Raw genomic sequence first — 18,589 nt, forward strand, 5'->3', positions numbered from 1 at the left:
GCCGGCACCCGGGGGCGTCAGGCCGGCACGAGCAGGTCCGCGAACCTGGCGAGGTAGAGGGGCCACCCGTCCTCGTCGGCGACTCCGTCGCGCAGCGACAGCCATCCGGGGCCGTGCCGGTCGAGGTGGCGGTGCTCGAGCTCGACACGTGTGCGGTCCGGCCCGTCGGCGACGAACCGGACCTCGACCTCGCTGGTGTTGTCGAGGTCGGTCTCCAGCTGCCAGGTGGGGCCGATGTCCCAGCTGAACACCAGACGGTGGGGTGGCTCGAACACCAGCACCCGGGCCCAGGCGCACTCGCTGCCGTCCTCGCCACGGTCGACGATGCGGCCGCCGACGCGCGGCTCGAAGGTCGTCGAGACGATGGGCGAGCCGAGGAGGTTGTGGTCCGGGGGCTTGACCGCGTCGAAGCGCTCCGTGAACACCGCGAAGGCCCGCTCCGGGGTCCCGTTCACCACGACCTGTCGGTTCACCACGGTCCGCTCGCTCATTGGTCCTCCTCCATCTGCTGCTGGAATCCGGTCAGGGTCTCTCGCCAGAACGCGTCGAGCTGGTCGCGCAGCGCGGCGACGCCGGCCTCGTTCAGCCGGTACCGCCGCCTGGTGCCCTCGGCGCGGTCACTGACCAGGCCGATCTCCTTGAGCACCTTCAGGTGCTGGGACACCGCCGGCTGGCTCACCGGCAGCACGGCGGCCAGCTCGCCGACGCTGCGCTCCCCGCCGGCGAGCTCGGACACGATCGCCCGGCGGGTGCGGTCCGCCAGGGCGGTCCATGCCTCGTCCCGTTCATAAGCCATCACTAACATAAGTTACGACTTATGGATGTATCCGGTCAACACCCCCGTCGTCAGTCCGTCGAGGGGCGCCACGTGTCGTGGGAAGCTCGCACCACCGGTCGTCGCATTGCACGACCTAGCGGGGACGGGAGGAACTGAATACGCTGACGGGACGCCCCTGCGGTCCTTGTTGATCGTCCGCTCTCGGGGAATGCCGATCGTCAGGAGTGGTCGTGCTCGTACAGCGGGTCAAGGGTCGCGAGGCATGGCGCAGCAGGATCGGGGTCGCGGTGTCGGCCGGTCTGGTCGTGGCGCTGCTGGGTGTTGCACCCCCGGCCCGCGCCAGTGTTCCGCGAGCCACCGGTGACGCGGCGGTCATCACCGTGGACGTCGGCGGCGACCGTGGCGCCGACGGGCTGGTCAAGCCGCTGGCGGGCGTGGAGCTGGAGCTGTGGACCGACGTCGGCAGTGCCCCGGCCGCGCGGGTGGGTGAGTCGTGGTCGACGTGCGAGTCCGATGCCCAGGGTGACTGCAGCTTCAGCGTGCCCGACACGGCGGCGGGCGGCGGCAACCGGGACAAGCGGTTCTGGGTCCGGCAGGTCTCCGCGCCCGGGGGCTGGTTCACGAACCCGACCGTCCGCACCGGCAGCGCGACCCAGTCCGAGACGACGGCGCAGCCCTACCAGTTCCGCACCGGAGACCAGCTTCGCGCCGGTGTCACGTACCGGTCGGGCACGAGCTTCATGAACACGCTGAGCAGCTCCCTCACGGCGGCGCAGCAGCGACCGTCCTCAGGTGGGGTGTGGCAGCAGTCCCGCAACAACCCGGCTCCGCCGGAGGAGTGTGGGCTCGACATCGCCCTCGTCCTCGACCTCTCCGGGTCGGTCGGTGACCAGATCGGCGCCCTGCGGAACGCCGGGAACGCCTTCGTGGACGCGCTCGTGGGCACGCCGTCGCGGATGTCGGTCTTCTCCTTCTCCTGGGGGTCCCCCGCCCTCAACGCCACTCAGAACTACCCCGACCTGGAGCCGATCTCCGACAGCGCCGGAGCCAACACGGTCAAGCGCTGGATCGCGGACGGGACCCCGGGGGGCGGCACCAACTGGGACCGCGGTATCGCGGCAGCAGCCGACGCGAACCGCCTTCGCGAGCGCCCCGACGACCGCTACGACCTCGCCATCGTGCTCACCGACGGGAACCCGACCAACTGGGGCGGCACCGGCACCACCTCCGCGACCGTCAACGGCAACGGCAGCAACAACCGCATCGTCGAGGTCGAGAAGGCGATCTTCGCCGCCAACGCACTCAAGGCACAGGGCACCAGGGTCATCGCCTTCGGCGTCGGCGCGGGTGTGACCGACGCCAACACGCGGTTCAACCTGCGCGCGATCTCCGGATCGACAGGCTTCGCCACGGGAGTCGACCCCATCGCGGCCGACTTCTTCCAGGAGTCGAGCTTCGTGGCCGCTGCCGACGCGCTGCGCAGCATCGCCCTGGACAAGTGCACGGGAACGATCAGCGTGGTGAAGAAGATCGTGCCGGTCGGGAACACCGGCGAGGACGTCTCCGGCGCAGACCCCGCGCCCGAGGGCTGGAGGTTCGACGCCAGCACGACCGCGACGCCGCCGGTCCCGGTGAGCCCGCAGACCCAGGCCACCACGGACGACGGCACCGGCGCTGTCAACTTCGGCCTCGACTTCGCCGGAGGCGCCGCGGCCGCCGGGGTGACGATCACGGAGACCCAGCAGTCTCGTCACGTCCTGGTCCGGCAGGACGGCTTCAACGCGGTCTGCCGGAACCTGGCCGACGACGCCCCGGTCCCCGTGTCCAACGTCGGTGGCCCGACCTCCGCGAACCCCGGCTTCACCGTGTCCACCACGAGTGACCAGGCCATCTCCTGCATCGTCTACGACCGACCACCCCAGCCACCCCCGGACTCCCGGCCGGCCGAGCTCGTCGTCAACAAGCGGTGGGTCGTCGAGGTGGGCGACACCCGGACCAGGTACCGGGAGGGCAGACAGCCCGGTTTCCTGCAGTCACAGCTCACCGTGACCAGCCCGGTCGACGGCACCCGGAACCATCTCGGCTGGGGCGTCACGGCGTACGGCTACAGCGAAGGCGACACCCCCGAGATCGACGAGCGGGTCCGGGTCAACCGGCCGCGATGCGAGCTCGTGTCCCGTCGGGTCACCAGAGCCAACGGCGAGCGCGTCGACGAGAGGCTGCCCTTCGAGCCCACGCTCGTGGAGGGCCGCAACCGCTTCAGAGTCACCAACACGGTGACCTGCTCGACCCGGCTCACCCTGCACAAGATCGTCAGCGACCGCGGCACCGGCCGCGACGCCGACCCCGCTGACTGGACGCTGAAGGCCACGGGTCCCACCCGTGTGTCCGGTCCCGGCAACAGCGCAGCGGTGACAGATCAGCCGATCGAGGTCGGCGACTACCACCTGACCGAGTCCGACGGCCCGTCCGGCTTCACGAACGCCGGGTGGTACTGCACGGGCACCGAGGAGACCGGCTCAGCAACGATCGCTGCCGAGCTCGGCCAGGAGATCCAGTGCACCGTCGAGAACGTCGCCCAGCCTGCGCAACGGCCGGAGTCGCAGCCAGGGCAGAGCCAGCCAGTCGTCCGGACCGTCACCTCGGACGGGCGGGTCGCCCCGGGCGAGCCGTTCCACGACCGAATCCGCGTCACCGGACTGGCCGCCCGCGACGATGCCACCGCCGTCGCGCGACTCTACGGGCCGTTCAGCTCCCGCGCCGCGGCCAGCTGCCGTCCGAGGTTCCTGGCCACGACGGAGCAGGTCCGCGTCACCAACGGGCAGAACCGGGCCCCCAGCGTCCGGGTCAGCAGCCCGGGCGTGTACACGTGGCAGGTGACCCTCCGCGCCGATGACACCAACACCTCGGCGACCCACCGCTGCGGCCAGGCCGACGAGACCACGGTCGTCGCCAAGCCGGCCTACGCCGCCCCGGACGTCGTCGGCGGCTTCTCCGGCACCCTCGCCCCCGACCGTGATCGGCGAGCCCCGGCCACGATCGCGATACCGGGGATCGGGATGCGCGCGACGGTCCAGCGCCACGGCATCGTCGACGGCAGCATGAGCCTGCCAGGCGACGTCCACGACGTCGCCTGGCTGCGCCGGTCCGCCGCCTTCGGCGACATGATCGGCACCGCCGTCGTCGGCGGACACGTCTCGGACCGGCACGACCGCCCCGGCGCGATGTTCAACCTCAGCCGAGCCCACGCCGGTCAGCGGATCACCGTCGACCAAGCAGGCGCACGACACCGCTTCCAGGTGGTCGGCAGGACAACCTTCGACCGCAGCGAGGGGCTGCCCCACCGGTTCTTCACCACCACCGGCGCACACCGCCTCGTCCTCATCAGCTGCACCGACAGGGTCGTCACCGCCGGCGGACACTTTCACTACACGCGTTACGTGGTGGTCGTCGCCAAGCCCGTCCGAAACCCTCGGTGATCAGCAAGGCACGAGGCTGACAGCCACCACGCGGGGTCGCCAGGAGTACCGAGCGCATGAGCAGATCCGACTCGGCTGACTCTGGGCCGGCCGCGAAGCCTCAGAGTGCGTAGATCAACGCGAGCAGCAGGACGAGGGTGAGGGCGATGAGCGCGATCAACACCGCCAGCAGTCCCCGCGACGCCGCTTCAGGACTGCTGCCCTGACGGCCGGCCATCCAGATCATCGCGCCGACTCCCAACGCAGCGAAGCACGCTGCGATCGAGAACCCGAGCACGTACCGCGCAGCCTCGGTGACCAGCGGTGTTGCACCATTCAGCATCTCGGTTGCCTCCTCGGAAGTGCCCTGATCGTTCGGTTCGCCCGCCGAGCTCCAAGGCCGGGCTTGCTGCGGTGACTGCGATGCGTCGTCGTCCGAGCATCCGTCTAGGTGAGCATGGCAGGGACCGTCAGCATGTCGCGTCGTCCACCGGAGCGCCTGTGGATGGATGGTTGACTCCTCGGTCAAAGCGGGGTTTCCTGAAGCAAACACAAGCAAACGTAAGCATAGGCGCTCGGGATGCACCGTCGATGGACTCGCTGCCTGGCCGTGTGGACGGCCGCCTCGGCGGCCACCGCCGCCGCGGTCGCCTGGCTGCTGCCGGTCGCGACGGCTCCGGCCGATCGCTTCGACGACGTGCTGGTGCGGGCGTGCGCGGTCGTCGCCGTCGCCGCGACGGGCTGGCTCTGGCTGACGACCGGCGTCACCGTCGTCGCCGCGCTGCGTGGGTACGACGCGCGCGGCGTACCGGCTCCCCTGCGGCGTCTCGTCCTGGTGGCGTGCGGAGTCGCCCTCGCCGGCGGGCTCGCGGCCGCGCCCGCCCAGGCGACCCCCGGCCGGCCCCAGGAGAGTCGGGTCGCGCAGCCGACCGCCGCGGTCGCTGGCCTGTTCCCCGACCGCGGCGCGGCGAAGCCCTCCCCCGCTGTCGTGACGGTCGGCGCCGGCGACTCGCTGTGGGCGATCGCCGCGGAGCGTCTGGGTCCGGGCGCATCCGGTGCCGAGGTCGACGCCGAGTGGCGTCGCGTCTACGCCCTCAACCGCACCGAGGTCGGACCGGATCCCGACCTCATCCATCCCGCCCAACGACTGAGGATGCCCAACTCGGAGGTACGACCATGACCCACCGCCCCGCTCACACCGCCGATCCCGACGTCGTGCCGTTCCGCGCGGCCCCGGCAGCGGTGCCCGTCGCCAGCGTGCAGGGCACGCTCGCCCTGGAGCTCGAGCCGCGCCGGGAGCCGCCGCTCGCCGAGGTCATCTCGATCGAGGGCCCGGCGCGGCACGGTGTCGAGGACTGGGCCCGCCGCTACGCGCAGGCGGCCGTCGAGATCGTCGGCGGCGACCGCCCGGCCACCCAGCTGCTGCGCTGGAGCTCACGCGAGGTCTACGACGACCTGCAGCGTCGCGCACTCCTTGTCGCCCGCGCCGGGCGCCACCTGCCCGGCGCCGGCCGGGTGCAGCCGGTGCGTCCGCGCGTGGTCGGCGTGCGCTCGTGCTTCCTCAGCCGCGACGTCGTCGAGGTGAGCACGCACGTCCGGTACGGCGAGCGCTCCCGTGCGCTCGCCGCCCGCTTCGAGCGGGTGCGCGATCACTGGCAGTGCACCGCGCTCGACTTCGCGTAGAGACGCCGCAGGGCGGCGACCGCGGTCACCGCCCTGCGTCACGCTCTGGTGGTTTCGAGGCTCGTCGCTGGCGCTCCTCGCACCTCAACCACCGGGTTACGACACCCGTGCCGTCAGTCCCGTCGGGCCGCCGGGGCGGCCGTGGCACATCTTGTACTTCTTGCCCGAGCCACAGGGGCACTTGTCGTTGCGGCCGACCTTTGCGAACTCGTCCGCCTGGGCGTCCTCCGTCGTGACCTCCGCCTCGCCGATCTCGGACGGCGCCGAGTAGGCGAGCTTCTGCGGGGCCGCCGGCCGCTCGAGGCCCTTGGCGCGGATGCTGGGCTGCTCGGCGGACGGCAGCGTGCGCGCCATCGGCTCGACCGGCTCCTCGACCTCGACCTCGATCTCGGCCTCGGCGTCCGGCTCCTCCTCGACCTGGACGTCGAGGTTGAACAGGAAGCCGACGGACTCCTCCTTGATGCCGTCCATCATCGCGGCGAACATGTCGTAGCCCTCGCGCTGGTACTCGACCAGCGGGTCGCGCTGCGAGTAGGCCCGCAGGTAGATGCCCTCGCGGAGGTAGTCCATCTCGTAGAGGTGCTCGCGCCACTTGCGGTCGAGCACGGAGAGGATCACGCGGCGCTCGAGCTCGCGCATGATCGACTCGCCGATCTCCTGCTCGCGGGCGTCGTACGCCGCGTGGGCGTCGGCCTGGAGCGCCGCGATGAGCTCGTCGCGGTCGACGTGGTCGACGCCTCCGGCCTCTTCGACGATCGTCTTGTGGTCGAGCTGCACCGGGTAGATCTGGCGCAGCGCGTTCCAGAGGGCCTCGAGGTCCCACTGCTCGGCGATGTCCTCGGTGGCGCCGGTGACGTAGCCCGCGACGGTGTCGTCGACGAACCCCCGGATCTGCTCCTGGAGGTCCTTGCCCTCGAGGACCTCGCGGCGCTCGGCGTAGATCACCTTGCGCTGCCGGTCCATGACGTCGTCGTACTTGAGGACGTTCTTGCGGGACTCGAAGTTCTGCGACTCGACCTGGCCCTGGGCGTTGGCGATCGCGCTCGTGACCCGCTTGTTCTCGATCGGGACGTCGTCCGGGATCTTCAGCACCTGGAGCACACGGTCGACCCAGTCGGACTTGAACAGCCGCATCAGCTCGTCCTGCAGCGACAGGTAGAACCGGGACTCGCCCGGGTCTCCCTGACGGCCGGAACGACCGCGGAGCTGGTTGTCGATGCGGCGCGACTCGTGGCGCTCGGTGCCGACGACGTAGAGCCCGCCGAGGTCGCGGACCTCGTCGTGCTCGGCGGCGACCTGCTGCTTGATCCGCTCGACCATGGACGGCCACGCCTCGTCGTACTGCTCGGCGGTCTCGCCGCCCGGCTCGAGGCCCTGCTTGCGCAGCTCCTGGTCGGCGAGGAACTCGACGGAACCACCGAGCATGATGTCGGTGCCTCGACCGGCCATGTTGGTCGCGACCGTGACCGAGCCCTTGTGACCGGCGAGCGCGACGATCTTCGCCTCGTCGGCGTGCACCTTCGCGTTGAGCACGGAGTGCGGGATGCCGCGCTTGCGCAGCTTCTGCGAGAGGTGCTCGGACTTCTCGACCGACACGGTGCCGACGAGGACCGGCTGGCCCTTCTCGTTGCGGCCGGCGATGTCGTCGACGACCGCGTCGTACTTCGCCTCCTCGGTGCGGTAGACGAGGTCGGCCTGGTCGGCGCGCGCCATCGGCTTGTTGGTCGGGATCGGGACCACGCCGAGGTTGTAGATCTTGTCGAACTCGGACGCCTCGGTCATGGCCGTGCCGGTCATGCCGGAGAGCTTGTCGTAGAGGCGGAAGAAGTTCTGGAGGGTGATCGTGGCGAGGGTCTGGTACTCCTCGCGGACCTGCACGCCCTCCTTGGCCTCGATCGCCTGGTGCAGGCCGTCGTTGTAGCGGCGACCGGCCAGCATGCGGCCGGTGTGCTCGTCGACGATGAGCACCTCGCCCTCCATGACGACGTACTCCTTGTCGTTGCGGAAGAGCTCCTTGGCCTTGATCGAGTTGTGCATGAAGGAGATCAGCGGCGTGTTGACGGAGTCGTAGAGGTTCTCGATGCCGAGGTGGTCCTCCACCTTGGTGATGCCCGGCTCGAGCACCGAGATCGTGCGCTTCTTCTCGTCGACCTCGTAGTCGACGTCGCGGTCGAGCTTGCGGGCGATCTTCGCGAACTCGGCGTACCACTGGACGTCGTCCTGCGTGGGGCCGCTGATGATCAGCGGGGTGCGCGCCTCGTCGATGAGGATCGAGTCGACCTCGTCGACGACGGCGAAGTTGTGGCCGCGCTGCACGCACTCCTCGAGGGAGCCGGCCATGTTGTCGCGCAGGTAGTCGAAGCCCAGCTCGTTGTTGGTGCCGTAGGTGATGTCGCAGTTGTACGCCGCCCGCCGGGCGTCGGGACGCAGCTCCGGCACGATCACGCCCACGCTCAGGCCGAGGAAGTTGTGGACGCGGCCCATCATCTCGGACTGGTACTTCGCCAGGTAGTCGTTGACCGTGACGACGTGGACGCCCTTGCCCTGGAGCGCGTTGAGGTACGACGGGAGCACGGCGACCAGCGTCTTGCCCTCGCCGGTCTTCATCTCGGCGATGTTGCCCATGTGCAGCGCCGCCCCGCCCATGACCTGGACGTCGAACGGCCGCAGGCCGAGCACCCGGCGCGAGGCCTCGCGCGCGGTCGCGAACGCCTCGGGCATCAGCTCGTCGAGGCTCTCCCCGTCGGCGAGGCGCTGCCGGAACTCGTCAGTCATGCCGCGCAGCTCGTCGTCGCTCATCGCGACGAAGTCGTCCTCGATGGCGTTCACGGCCTGGGCGACGGCCTCGAGCTGGCGCAGGATCTTGCCCTCGCCGATGCGGAGGATCTTGTCGAGAATGGCAGGCACTGGTCCAACTTCCTGGGGTCGCCGACGGATGCCCCGGTCTAAAGGGCGGGCGGCGCCACTCTACCCAGCGACACCCAGTGGCCGAAGCCGGAGCGTGCATCCCGCTCAGGGACACCAGGGACGCAGTGACGGCGCCAGGTCACCCCGCGGCTCGACGGTGACCGAGGCGAGGCCGAGCCAGTCCGCGAGCCGGCGCAGCTCCGACGACAGCTCCTCCGCGGTCTCGGCCGGAGCGCCCGGCTCGGCGTACGCCGCCTTGACGACGAGGCGGCCCGCCCCGGCGTCGAACTGGCGGTCGGCCTTGAGGTCTACCCGCCCGACGATGCGGTCGCCGAGGAGGAACGGCAGCACGTAGTAGCCGTGCACCCGCTTCTCGGCCGGCACGTAGATCTCGATGCGGTAGTGGAAGTCGAAGAGCGCCTCGGTGCGCGCCCGCTCCCACACGACCGGGTCGAAGGGGCTGAGAAGGGCCCGCGCGTCGACCCGCCGCGGCAGCCGCGCGTCGCGGTGGAGGTACGCCGGGCGCTTCCACCCGTCGACGGTCACCGGCACCAGCTCGCCCTCCTCGACGAGCTCGGCCACGGCCGTCGTGGTGTCGGCGACCTCCATCCGGTAGTAGTCGCGCAGGTCCTGCATCGTCGCCACGCCGTGTGAGCGCGCGGCGCGGCGCACCAGCTCGCGGGCCGCGTCGTCCCGAGGCGGGACCGGCTGCGCGAGGACGGCCGCCGGGAGCACCTGGTCGGGGAGGTCGTAGCGGATCTCGAACTGGCTGTTGCGGCCCGCGATCGCGACCTGCCCCGAGGCGTAGAGGTAGTCGAGCATCCGGCGGGTCTCGGACCAGTTCCAGCCCCAGTTGTCCTTCTCGCGCGGCAGGCCGTCGCCCACCCACGACGCAGCGTCGCGCGCGGTCGAGGCGCCGCGCTCGGCGATCTCGTCGAGCAGGCTCTTCTCCAGCACGTCGTTCTTCGCGACGAACCCCCACTTGCCGCGCTTGGCGCGGTGGTCGTCCATCCGGTGCTGCATCACCGGCCACAGCTCGACCGGCATGTACGCCTGGACGTGGGCCCAGTACTCGACGATCCGGCGCGGCCGCCGCTCGGCCGCGCGACGGAGCAGGTCGACGTCGTAGGGCCCCATGCGGGAGTAGAGCGGCATGTAGTGCGCCCTCTGCAGGACGTTGACGGAGTCGACCTGGAGCACGCCGGTGCGCTCGAGCGTGCGCTGGAGCGTGCGCATCGTCGGCGCGGCGTGCGGCTTGTCGAGGAAGCCCTGGGCCGCGAGGGCGATCCGGCGCGCCTGGGCGACGCTCAGCGACTGCATGCGGTGAGGCTAGAGGAGGTCACCGACAGTGGTCGCCGCTGTCTGCACGTCACCGGGTCTCGACACGCGGGTCACGGCTTCGCAAGCTCAGCCGTGCCGCTCGCTCGACCACCGATGATCTGCCGTCGCGGCTCCGCCGCTACGGCAGATCGAGCAACTTCTCCTTGACGGCGTACATCACGGCTTCCATCCGCGAGTGCAGCTGGAGCTTCTCGAGGATGTTGCGCACGTGGTTCTTCACCGTGTTGTCGCTGATGTAGAGCTCCTTGGCGATCTCGCGGTTGTTCATGCCGCGCGCGACCAGCCGGAGCACCTCGAGCTCGCGGTCGGTGAGCCTGAGGCCCGAGGCGTGGTCGCGCTCGGGGCGCGACATCTGCTTGAACTCGTCGATCAGCTTCACGGCCATGGACGGGCTGATCAGCGACTGCCCGTCGGCCACGACCCGCACGGCCTGGGCGACCTCCTCGATCGAGGAGTCCTTGAGCAGGTAGCCCGCGGCACCGCTCTTGACCGCCTCGTAGAGGTCGGCCTCCTCGTCGGACACGGTCAGCATCACGATCTTGGCCGACGGGACGGCCTCCTTGATCGCCAGGCACGCCTCGATGCCGGAGCGCTTCGGCATCCGGATGTCGAGCAGCACGACGTCGGGCGCGGTGCGCTCCGCGAGGGAGGTGCCCTCGACGCCGTCGCCTGCCTCGCCCACGACCTCGATGCCGGGCTCGGCGCCGAGCAGCATCGTCAGCCCGCGACGGAACAGCTCCTGGTCGTCGACCACCAGCACGCGGATGGGCTCCCGTCCGAGCTCCGTCTGGTCCGTCACGGGGGAATCATGGCACGACCGGGCCCCCGAACGCCCACATCGGGGTGATCCGACATGCCGACGGGATGACCCGGAAGGGCCATCCCGTCGTCGATCGCGTGCTGGGGTCGCCCTCAGGCGGCCCCTGCCACGTCCAGGGAGATCACGCCGTAGTCGTAGCCGCGCCGGCGGTAGACGACCGCCGGACGCTCGCTCTCCTTGTCCACGAACAGGTAGAAGTCGTGGCCGACCAGCTCCATCTCGTAGAGCGCCTGGTCGAGCGTCATCGGCACGGCCGCATGGGTCTTCTCGCGCACGACGAGCGGCCCGTCGCCGGTCACGGTGATCGGACCGACCTGCCGGTCCTGGGTCACGACGTCGTCGGTCTGCGACTCGGTGGGCGGCGCTCCGTTCGCGAGCGCCTGTCCGACGGACACGGGGGTCTTGCCACCCCGGTGGACGCGGCGTCGGTCGGAGGCCCGCCTCATCTGCGCGGCCATCTTGTCGACGGCCAGGTCGAGCGCGGCCATCTTGTCCGCGGCACTGGCCTCGGCCCGGATCACAGGCCCCTTGGAGAGCGCCGTGAGCTGGAGTCGTACGGCGCGGTCCGCCTGACGCGGGTTCCGCTCACACTCCACCTCGACGTTCACCCGGATGATCCGATGATCGTGCTTCTCGAGCCTCGACAGCTTCTCTTCGACGTGACTGCGGAACCGATCGGACAGCTCGCAGTGCCGAGCCGTGACCACAACTTCCATGTGAACCTCCCGATTGCACACTTGCTTCTCGGCGTTTCAGCGGTCAGCTCCGGCCGCACCCTCCTCGGGGTACGCCGGAGCACCGGAGCCCGACAGGGCCCGGCGTCGGGGAGGAGTCCGTCCGGCCGACCTGGTCTTCGACCCCACAATCGCCTGCTGAGGCTCTCGCAGCTTCTCTGCCACTACTGACCTTCTCCCGGCCATCACCGCATCTGGCGGCGCCGCCGAGGCAGGACTTACCACTAAGCCGCACCGTGATCGACGATCCGCCCCGCAGGGCGGTGCAGACCGTCTTACGTGGACCGTTTCGCCTGCGACTGGCATCGGCTTGCCGGCTCGGCGCCCGGTTCGACCGGGGCGCCTGGACGACGCAACCACGGACCCGGACGGACTCCATGCAGTGACGTTAGTCCGCCGGATCAAGTGACGAAAGGGGCGAAGGGCCCGGAGTCCGGATCCGTCGGCGTGTCGCCGCGACCGCGGCCACGGCGACCACGTCGAGGCCGACCGCCTCCAGCGCGCGCTGGGCCTCCCGCAGCGTGGCGCCGGTGGTCACGACGTCGTCGCAGACCACCACGCGGGCGTGGGTACGCCGTGCCGCCAGGGCGCGCAGGCGGGCCGTGGGACAGTGCATGGAGCCGGCCAGGTTGGCGGCGCGGGCGGTCGCGTCGAGGCCGGCCTGGTCCACGACGCCGGGCCTGCTGCGCAGCATCGGCACGGCGACCACGTCGACCCCGGAGCGCCGCAGCAGGCGGGCCGCCCGGGTGGTGATCCGCAGCGTGGGGTCGTGGCCGCGCACCCGGGCCGTGCCCGGCCGCGACGGCACCGGCACGAGCACCACCGGCCCGGGCGGCTGGTCGGCGAGCGCGGCGCGGACGGCCTCGGCCAGGAGCGCGGCCAGCGGGTCGCGCAGCCCGAGCAGGCGCCGCTCCTTGTGCCCGATCACCAGCGCCCGGACGACCTCGGCGTACTCCCCGCCGGCGAAGGGCGTCGCGAGCCCGGGCGGCACCGGGTCCGGCCAGGCCGGGACGGCGCGACCGGGCAGCAGCGCTGCGCAGGCGGCGCAGAGCACGCGGCCGGCGCGCCCGCAGCCGGCGCACCGGCCGCCGAGCAGGAGGTCGGAGGCGGCATCGACCAGATCGGCCCAGGACTGACGGAGCACCCACCGATGCCACCACCGGCGGGGCACGCGCTCAAGGCCGGTGCCAGCGCCCTGTGGATCTGCGCCTGTGGATCGGCGCCGGGATCACCCGACGTAGGTGATGGCCGCGGTCCCCTCCGCCAGCGGCAGCGACTGCCGGCCGTCGTTCGACAGGTTGACCAGCTCCCGCCGGCCCACGCCGTACAGCGGCTCCTCGGGGACCGGCGACCCGGCGAGCGACTGCAGCGGCCCCTCGATGGTGTTCGAGCTGCTGGCTGCGGCCGGCGAGCCGTCGACGGAGGCGGCGTGCAGCTCGACCAGCGAGCTGGTCGCGGCGAACGGGCTGAGGATGCCCAGGACCGTCGGCCGTCGCCACGCGATCGCGCGCATCGGCAGGTCGCGGTCGGGCTCCCCCGAGATCGCCCGCGCGGGGGTCGCCCGGATGACCCGGCCGCTCCGGTCGCGGGCGATCCGGCTGAGCCGGAGGACGTCGCCCGCCGGCCGACGCACCACGGCGACCAGGCGGGTCCCGTCGCGGGAGACCACGAACGCGCGCACCGCCCGCCCGGTGATGCCGGGTACGTCGAGCTCGCGTCGCCGGCGCTCGTCGATGTACGACACCTCGGCGCCGTCGGCGGTCCGGTCGATCAGCCACATCCGGTTCGAGGCGTCCCACCCGGGCTTGAGCAGGTCGCTGGCGCCCGTGACGACCGTCCGGGCCCGGCCGTCGTCGCTGCCGCTGACCGGCGCGACGACCACCGAGCTGCCGTCCTCGCTGACCCCCGCCGCGCGGTTGGCGGTCAGGCTGACGCCGACGCTGCGCAGGCCGAACGCCTCGATGCCCAGCGGTCCGCTGACCGGCTCCAGGGTGCCACCCGTGCCGGAGGCGAGGCGCCCGTCGCGCAGCCCGTAGAGCAGGGGGCTGGCCTGCCAACCCGACGGGTCGTACTCCGCGCCGCCGTCGACACGGTACGCGCTCGCGCCGCCGGGCAGCGGGACCGGCTTCCCGTCGATCGACACCCGCAGCGCCTCGATCTCGGTCTCCTGGCGCAGGGTCCACGCGAGCTGGGCCATCATCAGCTCGATCGACTGCGGCGTCAGCTCGCCGCCGTCACCCTTGAAGGCGATGTCGGCGACGCCCTCCCGGGAGATCGGCACCGAGGTGACGCTCAGGCCGGACGGGATGAAGCTCTGCACGATGCGGTCCAGGCGCCCGCCCGGGCCGAGCAGCAGCGCCTGGGTCAGCGCCGTCGCGAGCGGCTTCCCACCCGGCACGAAGACGGGTTCGGGGGCGAGGATCGACCCGGTGGGGTCGAAGTAGTAGAGCGAGACCTGGCGGAACTGCTGGGCGAACCAGGACTGCGGCACGATGAGCGCGTCGGGGGCCGCGTCGATGCGCCACTCACCGTCCTCGAAGGCCATCGGGAACTCGATGGTCCGCGCCGCGCGCGGCAGCGCGCCCTGCCAGGCGCCCTGGGCGTCGAGCCGGTTCGACTCCGAGAGCGTCACGGTCACCGAGGTCGCGCTCTCCCGCACCGACGGGACTCCGTCGTACGCGATCGTCTCCTCCGGCGTCCAGGCGACCGCCGCGCCCTCGGTGAGGAACTCCCGGGCGGTGTTGGTCTGGATCGGGGTGGCCGTCATCGCGACCAGGAACCCCTGGACGATGTCGGCGCGCGTGTCGCCCGGCTGCGGCGGCCGGGGGTCGAAGCTGGTGCCCTGGACGGCCGACGTGCCGCCCTCGGCCTCGCCCTCGACGATCGGACCGGAGGTGGGCATGCCGGCGCAGCCGGCCGTCGCCAGCGCCGCCAGGACCGTGAGCAGGGAGAGGACGCGGCGGCTCACGTGACCGGCTCCGTGACGTCGGTCGGGACCAGCGGGAGCGGGCTGTGCCGCAGGACGCCGCCGGTGCGGCGCGGCAGGGTGAGCCGGAACTGCGCGCCCTCGCCGGGACGGCCCCAGGCCTGCAGCCAGCCCCCGTGCAGGTGGGTGTCCTCGAGCGAGATGGAGAGACCGAGACCGGTGCCTCCGCTGGTGCGGGCGCGCGCGGGGTCGGCGCGCCAGAACCGGTTGAACACCATGGCCGCCTCCCCCGGCGCCAGCCCGACCCCGTAGTCGCGCACCGTGATCGCGGCCGCGTGGTCGTCGCCGGCGACGGCCACCACGATGTCGCCGCCGATCCGGTCGGTGCCGGTGTGGTCGATCGCGTTGGTGACCAGGTTGCGGACGACGCGCTCGATGCGGCGTACGTCGGCCTCGGCGAGGCACGCGTGGTCGGGGGCGTCGACGACGATCCGGACGCCGCGCTGCGCGGCCAGCACCCCGGTCGCGTCGACGACGCGGTGGGCGACGTCGACCAGGTTGAGGTCGTCGAGCTCCAGGACGGCGGCTCCGGCGTCGAAGCGGCTGATCTCGAGCAGGTCGGCGAGCAGCGTCTCGAACCGGTCGAGCTCGGTCTGCAGGAGCTCCGCGGCCCGCCCGGTGGCCGGGTCGAAGTCGCGGCGGGCGTCGTGGAGGACGTCACCGGCCATGCGCACCGTGGTCAGCGGGGTGCGCAGCTCGTGGGACACGTCGGAGACGAACCGACGCTGCAGGCGACTGAGCTCCTCGAGCTGGCGGATCTGGCGCTGCAGGTTGCTGGCCATCTGGTTGAAGGACGTCGCCAGGCGCGCCAGGTCGTCCTCGCCGGAGACCCGCAGCCGCTCCTGGAGCTGGCCGGCCGCGAGCCGCTCGGCGACGCGACGGGCCATCCGGACCGGGGTCACCACCTGCCGCGTCACCAGCCAGGTCATGCCGGCGACCAGCACCACGAGCAGGACCGCCGCCGTCAGCAGCGCGCGGGCGACCAGCGCCATCGTCTCCTCCTGCTCGTCGAGCGGGAAGAGGTAGTAGAGCGTGTAGGTCTGGGCGTCGGCCGGGAGCAGCACCTGGGAGCCGACGACGATGCCCGGTTGCTCGGTGGTGCCGTCCGCGTCGGCCGTCCGGATCGTCGTGTAGGTCCAGGCGGTCGTCGCCTCCTCCTCGAAGTGCCGCTGGAGCGACTCCGGCACGCTGGCGGTGTCGAGCCCCTGGGTGAACTTCGCGCCGCCGTCCGAGATCCGGCTGCCGGGCCCGGCGGGTCCCGCGAGCACGACCGAGAACCCACGCGTGTCGCCGCGCTGGATGATCGGGTCGACGAGCTCGCCCCGCTGGCTCTCGACGTCGGCGTCGGTTCCGGGGACCGCCGCGAGCCGGTCCCGGGCCTCCGCGGTCGCCTTGTTGGCCTCCGCCAGCACGGTGTCCACGCGGTGCTCGAGCAGGCCGTCGCGGGTCTGCTGGAGCAGGTACCACCCGACGACGCTGATCACGGCCAGCGACAGCAGCACGGTGCTGGCGACGACCCGCGCCTGGATGGAGCGGCGCCAGAACGTCAGCGCGCGGCGTACGGGCTCAGGGAGCCAGCGCGACCCGCGGGGGCGCAGGTGCAACATGGCCGGGCCTCACGCCGTCCCGGCCTTGTAGCCGACGCCCCGGACGGTCACGACGATCTCCGGGTTCTCCGGGTCGTGCTCGACCTTCGAGCGCAGGCGCTGCACGTGCACGTTGACGAGCCGGGTGTCCGCGGCGTGCCGGTAGCCCCACACCTGCTCGAGCAGCACCTCGCGGGTGAACACCTGCCACGGCTTGCGCGCGAGGCAGACGAGCAGGTCGAACTCCAGCGGCGTGAGGCTGATCGGCGTGCCAGCCCGGGTGACCGAGTGGCCGGCCACGTCGATGCTGAGGTCGCCGATCGTGAGCGTCTCGGGGGTGGGCGCGTCGAACCGGCGGATCCGGGCCCGGATCCGGGCGACCAGCTCCTTGGGCTTGAACGGCTTGACGACGTAGTCGTCCGCGCCGGACTCGAGGCCGACGACCACGTCGACGGTGTCGCCCTTGGCGGTCAGCATGACGATGGGTACGCCGGACTCCGCCCGGATCTCCTTGCACACGTCGATGCCGTCCTTGCCCGGCAGCATCAGGTCGAGCAGGACCAGGTCGGGCCGGTAGGAGCGGAACGCCTCCAGCGCCTCGTCACCCCGGGTGACCATCCGGCTGCCGAAGCCCTCCTGGCGCAGCACGATCGTGAGCATCTCCGCCAGGGACGCGTCGTCGTCGACGACCAGGATCCGTCCCCGGGTCAGGGCGTCCGTGCCAGAACCGGACGCGGCGGGCTCACTCATGGCATCCATAGTGCCTCAATGCCACAGCGTGAGCCCGCCATCCGTCGGGTCGGGGGTCAGTACCGGTACTGCTCCGGCTTGAACGGGCCCGCGGCGTCGACGCCGAGGTACGACGCCTGCTCGTCGGTCAGCGTCGTCAGCTTCACGCCGAGCGAGTCGAGGTGGAGCCGCGCGACCTCCTCGTCGAGGTGCTTCGGGAGGACGTAGACGCCGACCGGGTACTCCTCGGTCTTGGTGAAGATCTCGATCTGCGCCAGCACCTGGTTGGTGAAGGAGTTCGACATCACGAACGACGGGTGGCCGGTCGCGTTGCCGAGGTTCATCAGGCGACCCTCGGAGAGCACGATGATCGCCCTGCCGGCGGGGAAGGTCCACACGTCGACCTGCGGCTTGACGTTCTTGCGCTCCGCGACGCCCGGGGCCTCGAGGCCGGCCATGTCGATCTCGTTGTCGAAGTGGCCGATGTTGCCGACGATCGCGTTGTGCTTCATCGACTTCATGTGGTCGAGGGTGACGACGTCCTTGTTGCCGGTCGCCGTGATGATGATGTCGGCGATCGGGAGGGCGTCCTCGAGCGTGGTCACCTGGTAGCCGTCCATCGACGCCTGCAGCGCGCAGATCGGGTCGATCTCGGTGACGATCACCCGGGCGCCCTGGCCGCGCAGCGACTCGGCGCAGCCCTTGCCGACGTCGCCGTACCCGCAGACCACGGCGACCTTGCCGCCGATGAGCACGTCGGTGGCGCGGTTGATGCCGTCGATGAGCGAGTGGCGGCAGCCGTACTTGTTGTCGAACTTCGACTTGGTGACCGAGTCGTTGACGTTGATCGCCGGAAAGAGGAGCGTGCCCTCGCGCATCATCTCGTAGAGGCGGTGGACACCGGTGGTGGTCTCCTCCGTCACGCCCTTGATCGAGTTGGCGATCGGGGTCCAGTGGTTGGTGTTCTTCGCGAGGACCTCGTTGAGGACCTCGAAGATGATCCGCTGCTCGTTGCTGGTCGCGGTCGCCGGGTCGGGCGCCTGGCCGGTCTTCTCGGCCTGCACGCCGAGGTGGACGAGCAGGGTCGCGTCACCGCCGTCGTCGAGGATCATGTTGGGGAGCTGGCTGCCGGGCCAGTCGAGGATCTGCTGGGTGCACCACCAGTACTCCTCGAGCGTCTCGCCCTTCCACGCGAAGACCGGCACGCCCTGCGGGTCGTCGACGGTGCCGTGGGGGCCGACCGCGATGGCGGCGGCGGCGTGGTCCTGGGTCGAGAAGATGTTGCAGGAGGCCCAGCGGACCTCGGCGCCCAGCGCGACCAGCGTCTCGATGAGCACCGCGGTCTGGATGGTCATGTGGAGCGAGCCCGCGATCCGGGCGCCCTTGAGCGGCTGCGAGGCGCCGTAGCGCGCGCGCATCGCCATCAGGCCGGGCATCTCGTGCTCGGCAAGCTGGATCTCGGTGCGACCGAAGTCGGCCAAGCTGAGGTCGGCGACCTTGAAGTCCATGGATGCTCCTCGGGGCGTGTGGCGGGGCTCTCTTTCTGCCCGACGAGATTAGAACGCAC

At 71.2% G+C, this 18,589-nt stretch carries 15 protein-coding genes; 3 read left to right on the top strand and 12 right to left on the bottom strand.

Annotated elements, in window-relative coordinates:
- Positions 1-17: 17 nt before the first annotated feature.
- Positions 18-491 carry an SRPBCC family protein gene (locus ACFQQI_RS06310; RefSeq protein WP_378559547.1) on the bottom strand — a complete coding sequence of 158 codons (474 nt, stop codon included), beginning with the start codon at positions 489-491 and terminating at the stop codon, positions 18-20.
- On the bottom strand, positions 488-796 hold the full coding sequence (locus tag ACFQQI_RS06315) for an ArsR/SmtB family transcription factor (RefSeq protein WP_378559550.1): 309 nt from the start codon (positions 794-796) through the stop codon (positions 488-490). The genes ACFQQI_RS06310 and ACFQQI_RS06315 overlap by 4 nt, the downstream gene beginning before the upstream one ends.
- Positions 797-1,008: 212 nt before the next feature.
- Here ACFQQI_RS06315 and ACFQQI_RS06320 point away from each other — a divergent pair, with 212 nt between their 5' ends.
- Positions 1,009-4,257, top strand: a complete 3,249-nt coding sequence (locus ACFQQI_RS06320) for a VWA domain-containing protein (RefSeq protein ID WP_378559553.1) — start codon at positions 1,009-1,011, stop codon at positions 4,255-4,257.
- 100 nt (positions 4,258-4,357) lie between these two features.
- Here ACFQQI_RS06320 and ACFQQI_RS06325 read toward each other — a convergent pair whose 3' ends face one another.
- Positions 4,358-4,579: a hypothetical protein gene (locus tag ACFQQI_RS06325; protein WP_378559556.1), complete on the bottom strand. Its 222-nt coding sequence runs from the start codon at positions 4,577-4,579 to the stop codon at positions 4,358-4,360.
- Positions 4,580-4,816: 237 nt separating this feature from the next.
- On the opposite strand from ACFQQI_RS06325, the gene ACFQQI_RS06330 reads away from it, so the two are divergent.
- Both ACFQQI_RS06330 and ACFQQI_RS06335 read left to right on the top strand, forming a co-directional pair.
- Positions 4,817-5,416, top strand: coding sequence for a LysM peptidoglycan-binding domain-containing protein (locus tag ACFQQI_RS06330; RefSeq protein WP_378559559.1), 600 nt, complete (start codon positions 4,817-4,819; stop codon positions 5,414-5,416).
- Positions 5,413-5,919, top strand: coding sequence for an Rv3235 family protein (locus ACFQQI_RS06335; RefSeq protein ID WP_378559562.1), 507 nt, complete (start codon positions 5,413-5,415; stop codon positions 5,917-5,919). The genes ACFQQI_RS06330 and ACFQQI_RS06335 overlap by 4 nt, the downstream gene beginning before the upstream one ends.
- A 96-nt stretch (positions 5,920-6,015) precedes the next feature.
- On the opposite strand, the gene secA is transcribed toward ACFQQI_RS06335, so the two are convergent.
- The 9 genes from secA to ahcY all read right to left on the bottom strand — a co-directional run bounded on the left by secA (position 6,016) and on the right by ahcY (position 18,530).
- A complete protein-coding gene (secA, locus tag ACFQQI_RS06340) occupies positions 6,016-8,826 on the bottom strand; it encodes a preprotein translocase subunit SecA (RefSeq protein ID WP_378559565.1) in 2,811 nt (936 codons plus the stop codon).
- A gap of 105 nt (positions 8,827-8,931) precedes the next feature.
- Entirely contained in the window at positions 8,932-10,146 is a 1,215-nt protein-coding gene (locus ACFQQI_RS06345) for a winged helix-turn-helix domain-containing protein (RefSeq protein ID WP_378559568.1), read from the bottom strand.
- A 139-nt stretch (positions 10,147-10,285) separates the two neighbouring features.
- A complete protein-coding gene (locus ACFQQI_RS06350) occupies positions 10,286-10,966 on the bottom strand; it encodes a response regulator (RefSeq protein ID WP_378559571.1) in 681 nt (226 codons plus the stop codon).
- Between the two features lie 113 nt (positions 10,967-11,079).
- Positions 11,080-11,703: a ribosome hibernation-promoting factor, HPF/YfiA family gene (hpf, locus tag ACFQQI_RS06355; RefSeq protein WP_378559574.1), complete on the bottom strand. Its 624-nt coding sequence runs from the start codon at positions 11,701-11,703 to the stop codon at positions 11,080-11,082.
- 406 nt (positions 11,704-12,109) lie between these two features.
- Positions 12,110-12,865 carry a ComF family protein gene (locus ACFQQI_RS06360; RefSeq protein WP_378559577.1) on the bottom strand — a complete coding sequence of 252 codons (756 nt, stop codon included), beginning with the start codon at positions 12,863-12,865 and terminating at the stop codon, positions 12,110-12,112.
- A gap of 84 nt (positions 12,866-12,949) precedes the next feature.
- Positions 12,950-14,689: an LpqB family beta-propeller domain-containing protein gene (locus ACFQQI_RS06365; protein ID WP_378559580.1), complete on the bottom strand. Its 1,740-nt coding sequence runs from the start codon at positions 14,687-14,689 to the stop codon at positions 12,950-12,952.
- Complete coding sequence (mtrB, locus tag ACFQQI_RS06370; protein WP_378559583.1) at positions 14,686-16,314, bottom strand: MtrAB system histidine kinase MtrB; 1,629 nt, start codon at positions 16,312-16,314, stop codon at positions 14,686-14,688. The genes ACFQQI_RS06365 and mtrB overlap by 4 nt, the downstream gene beginning before the upstream one ends.
- Positions 16,315-16,323: 9 nt before the next feature.
- Entirely contained in the window at positions 16,324-17,043 is a 720-nt protein-coding gene (gene mtrA, locus ACFQQI_RS06375; protein WP_378559586.1) for an MtrAB system response regulator MtrA, read from the bottom strand.
- 56 nt (positions 17,044-17,099) lie between these two features.
- Positions 17,100-18,530 (bottom strand): adenosylhomocysteinase, encoded by a 1,431-nt coding sequence (ahcY, locus tag ACFQQI_RS06380; RefSeq protein WP_378559590.1) that lies wholly within the window; start codon positions 18,528-18,530, stop codon positions 17,100-17,102.
- Between the last annotated feature and the right edge of the window lie 59 nt (positions 18,531-18,589).

Source organism: Nocardioides sp. GCM10030259 (assembly GCF_042666375.1).
In the GTDB taxonomy this organism is placed as follows: Bacteria; Actinomycetota; Actinomycetes; order Propionibacteriales; family Nocardioidaceae; genus Nocardioides.

Coding starts and splice junctions, on each gene's coding strand:
- ACFQQI_RS06310 (WP_378559547.1), bottom strand. CDS start 491: ATGAGCGAGCGGACCGTGGTGAACCGACAGGTCGTGGTGAACGGGACC.
- ACFQQI_RS06315 (WP_378559550.1), bottom strand. CDS start 796: ATGGCTTATGAACGGGACGAGGCATGGACCGCCCTGGCGGACCGCACC.
- ACFQQI_RS06325 (WP_378559556.1), bottom strand. CDS start 4,579: ATGCTGAATGGTGCAACACCGCTGGTCACCGAGGCTGCGCGGTACGTG.
- ACFQQI_RS06330 (WP_378559559.1), top strand. CDS start 4,817: ATGCACCGTCGATGGACTCGCTGCCTGGCCGTGTGGACGGCCGCCTCG.
- ACFQQI_RS06335 (WP_378559562.1), top strand. CDS start 5,413: ATGACCCACCGCCCCGCTCACACCGCCGATCCCGACGTCGTGCCGTTC.
- ACFQQI_RS06345 (WP_378559568.1), bottom strand. CDS start 10,146: ATGCAGTCGCTGAGCGTCGCCCAGGCGCGCCGGATCGCCCTCGCGGCC.
- hpf (WP_378559574.1), bottom strand. CDS start 11,703: ATGGAAGTTGTGGTCACGGCTCGGCACTGCGAGCTGTCCGATCGGTTC.
- mtrB (WP_378559583.1), bottom strand. CDS start 16,314: ATGTTGCACCTGCGCCCCCGCGGGTCGCGCTGGCTCCCTGAGCCCGTA.
- mtrA (WP_378559586.1), bottom strand. CDS start 17,043: ATGAGTGAGCCCGCCGCGTCCGGTTCTGGCACGGACGCCCTGACCCGG.
- ahcY (WP_378559590.1), bottom strand. CDS start 18,530: ATGGACTTCAAGGTCGCCGACCTCAGCTTGGCCGACTTCGGTCGCACC.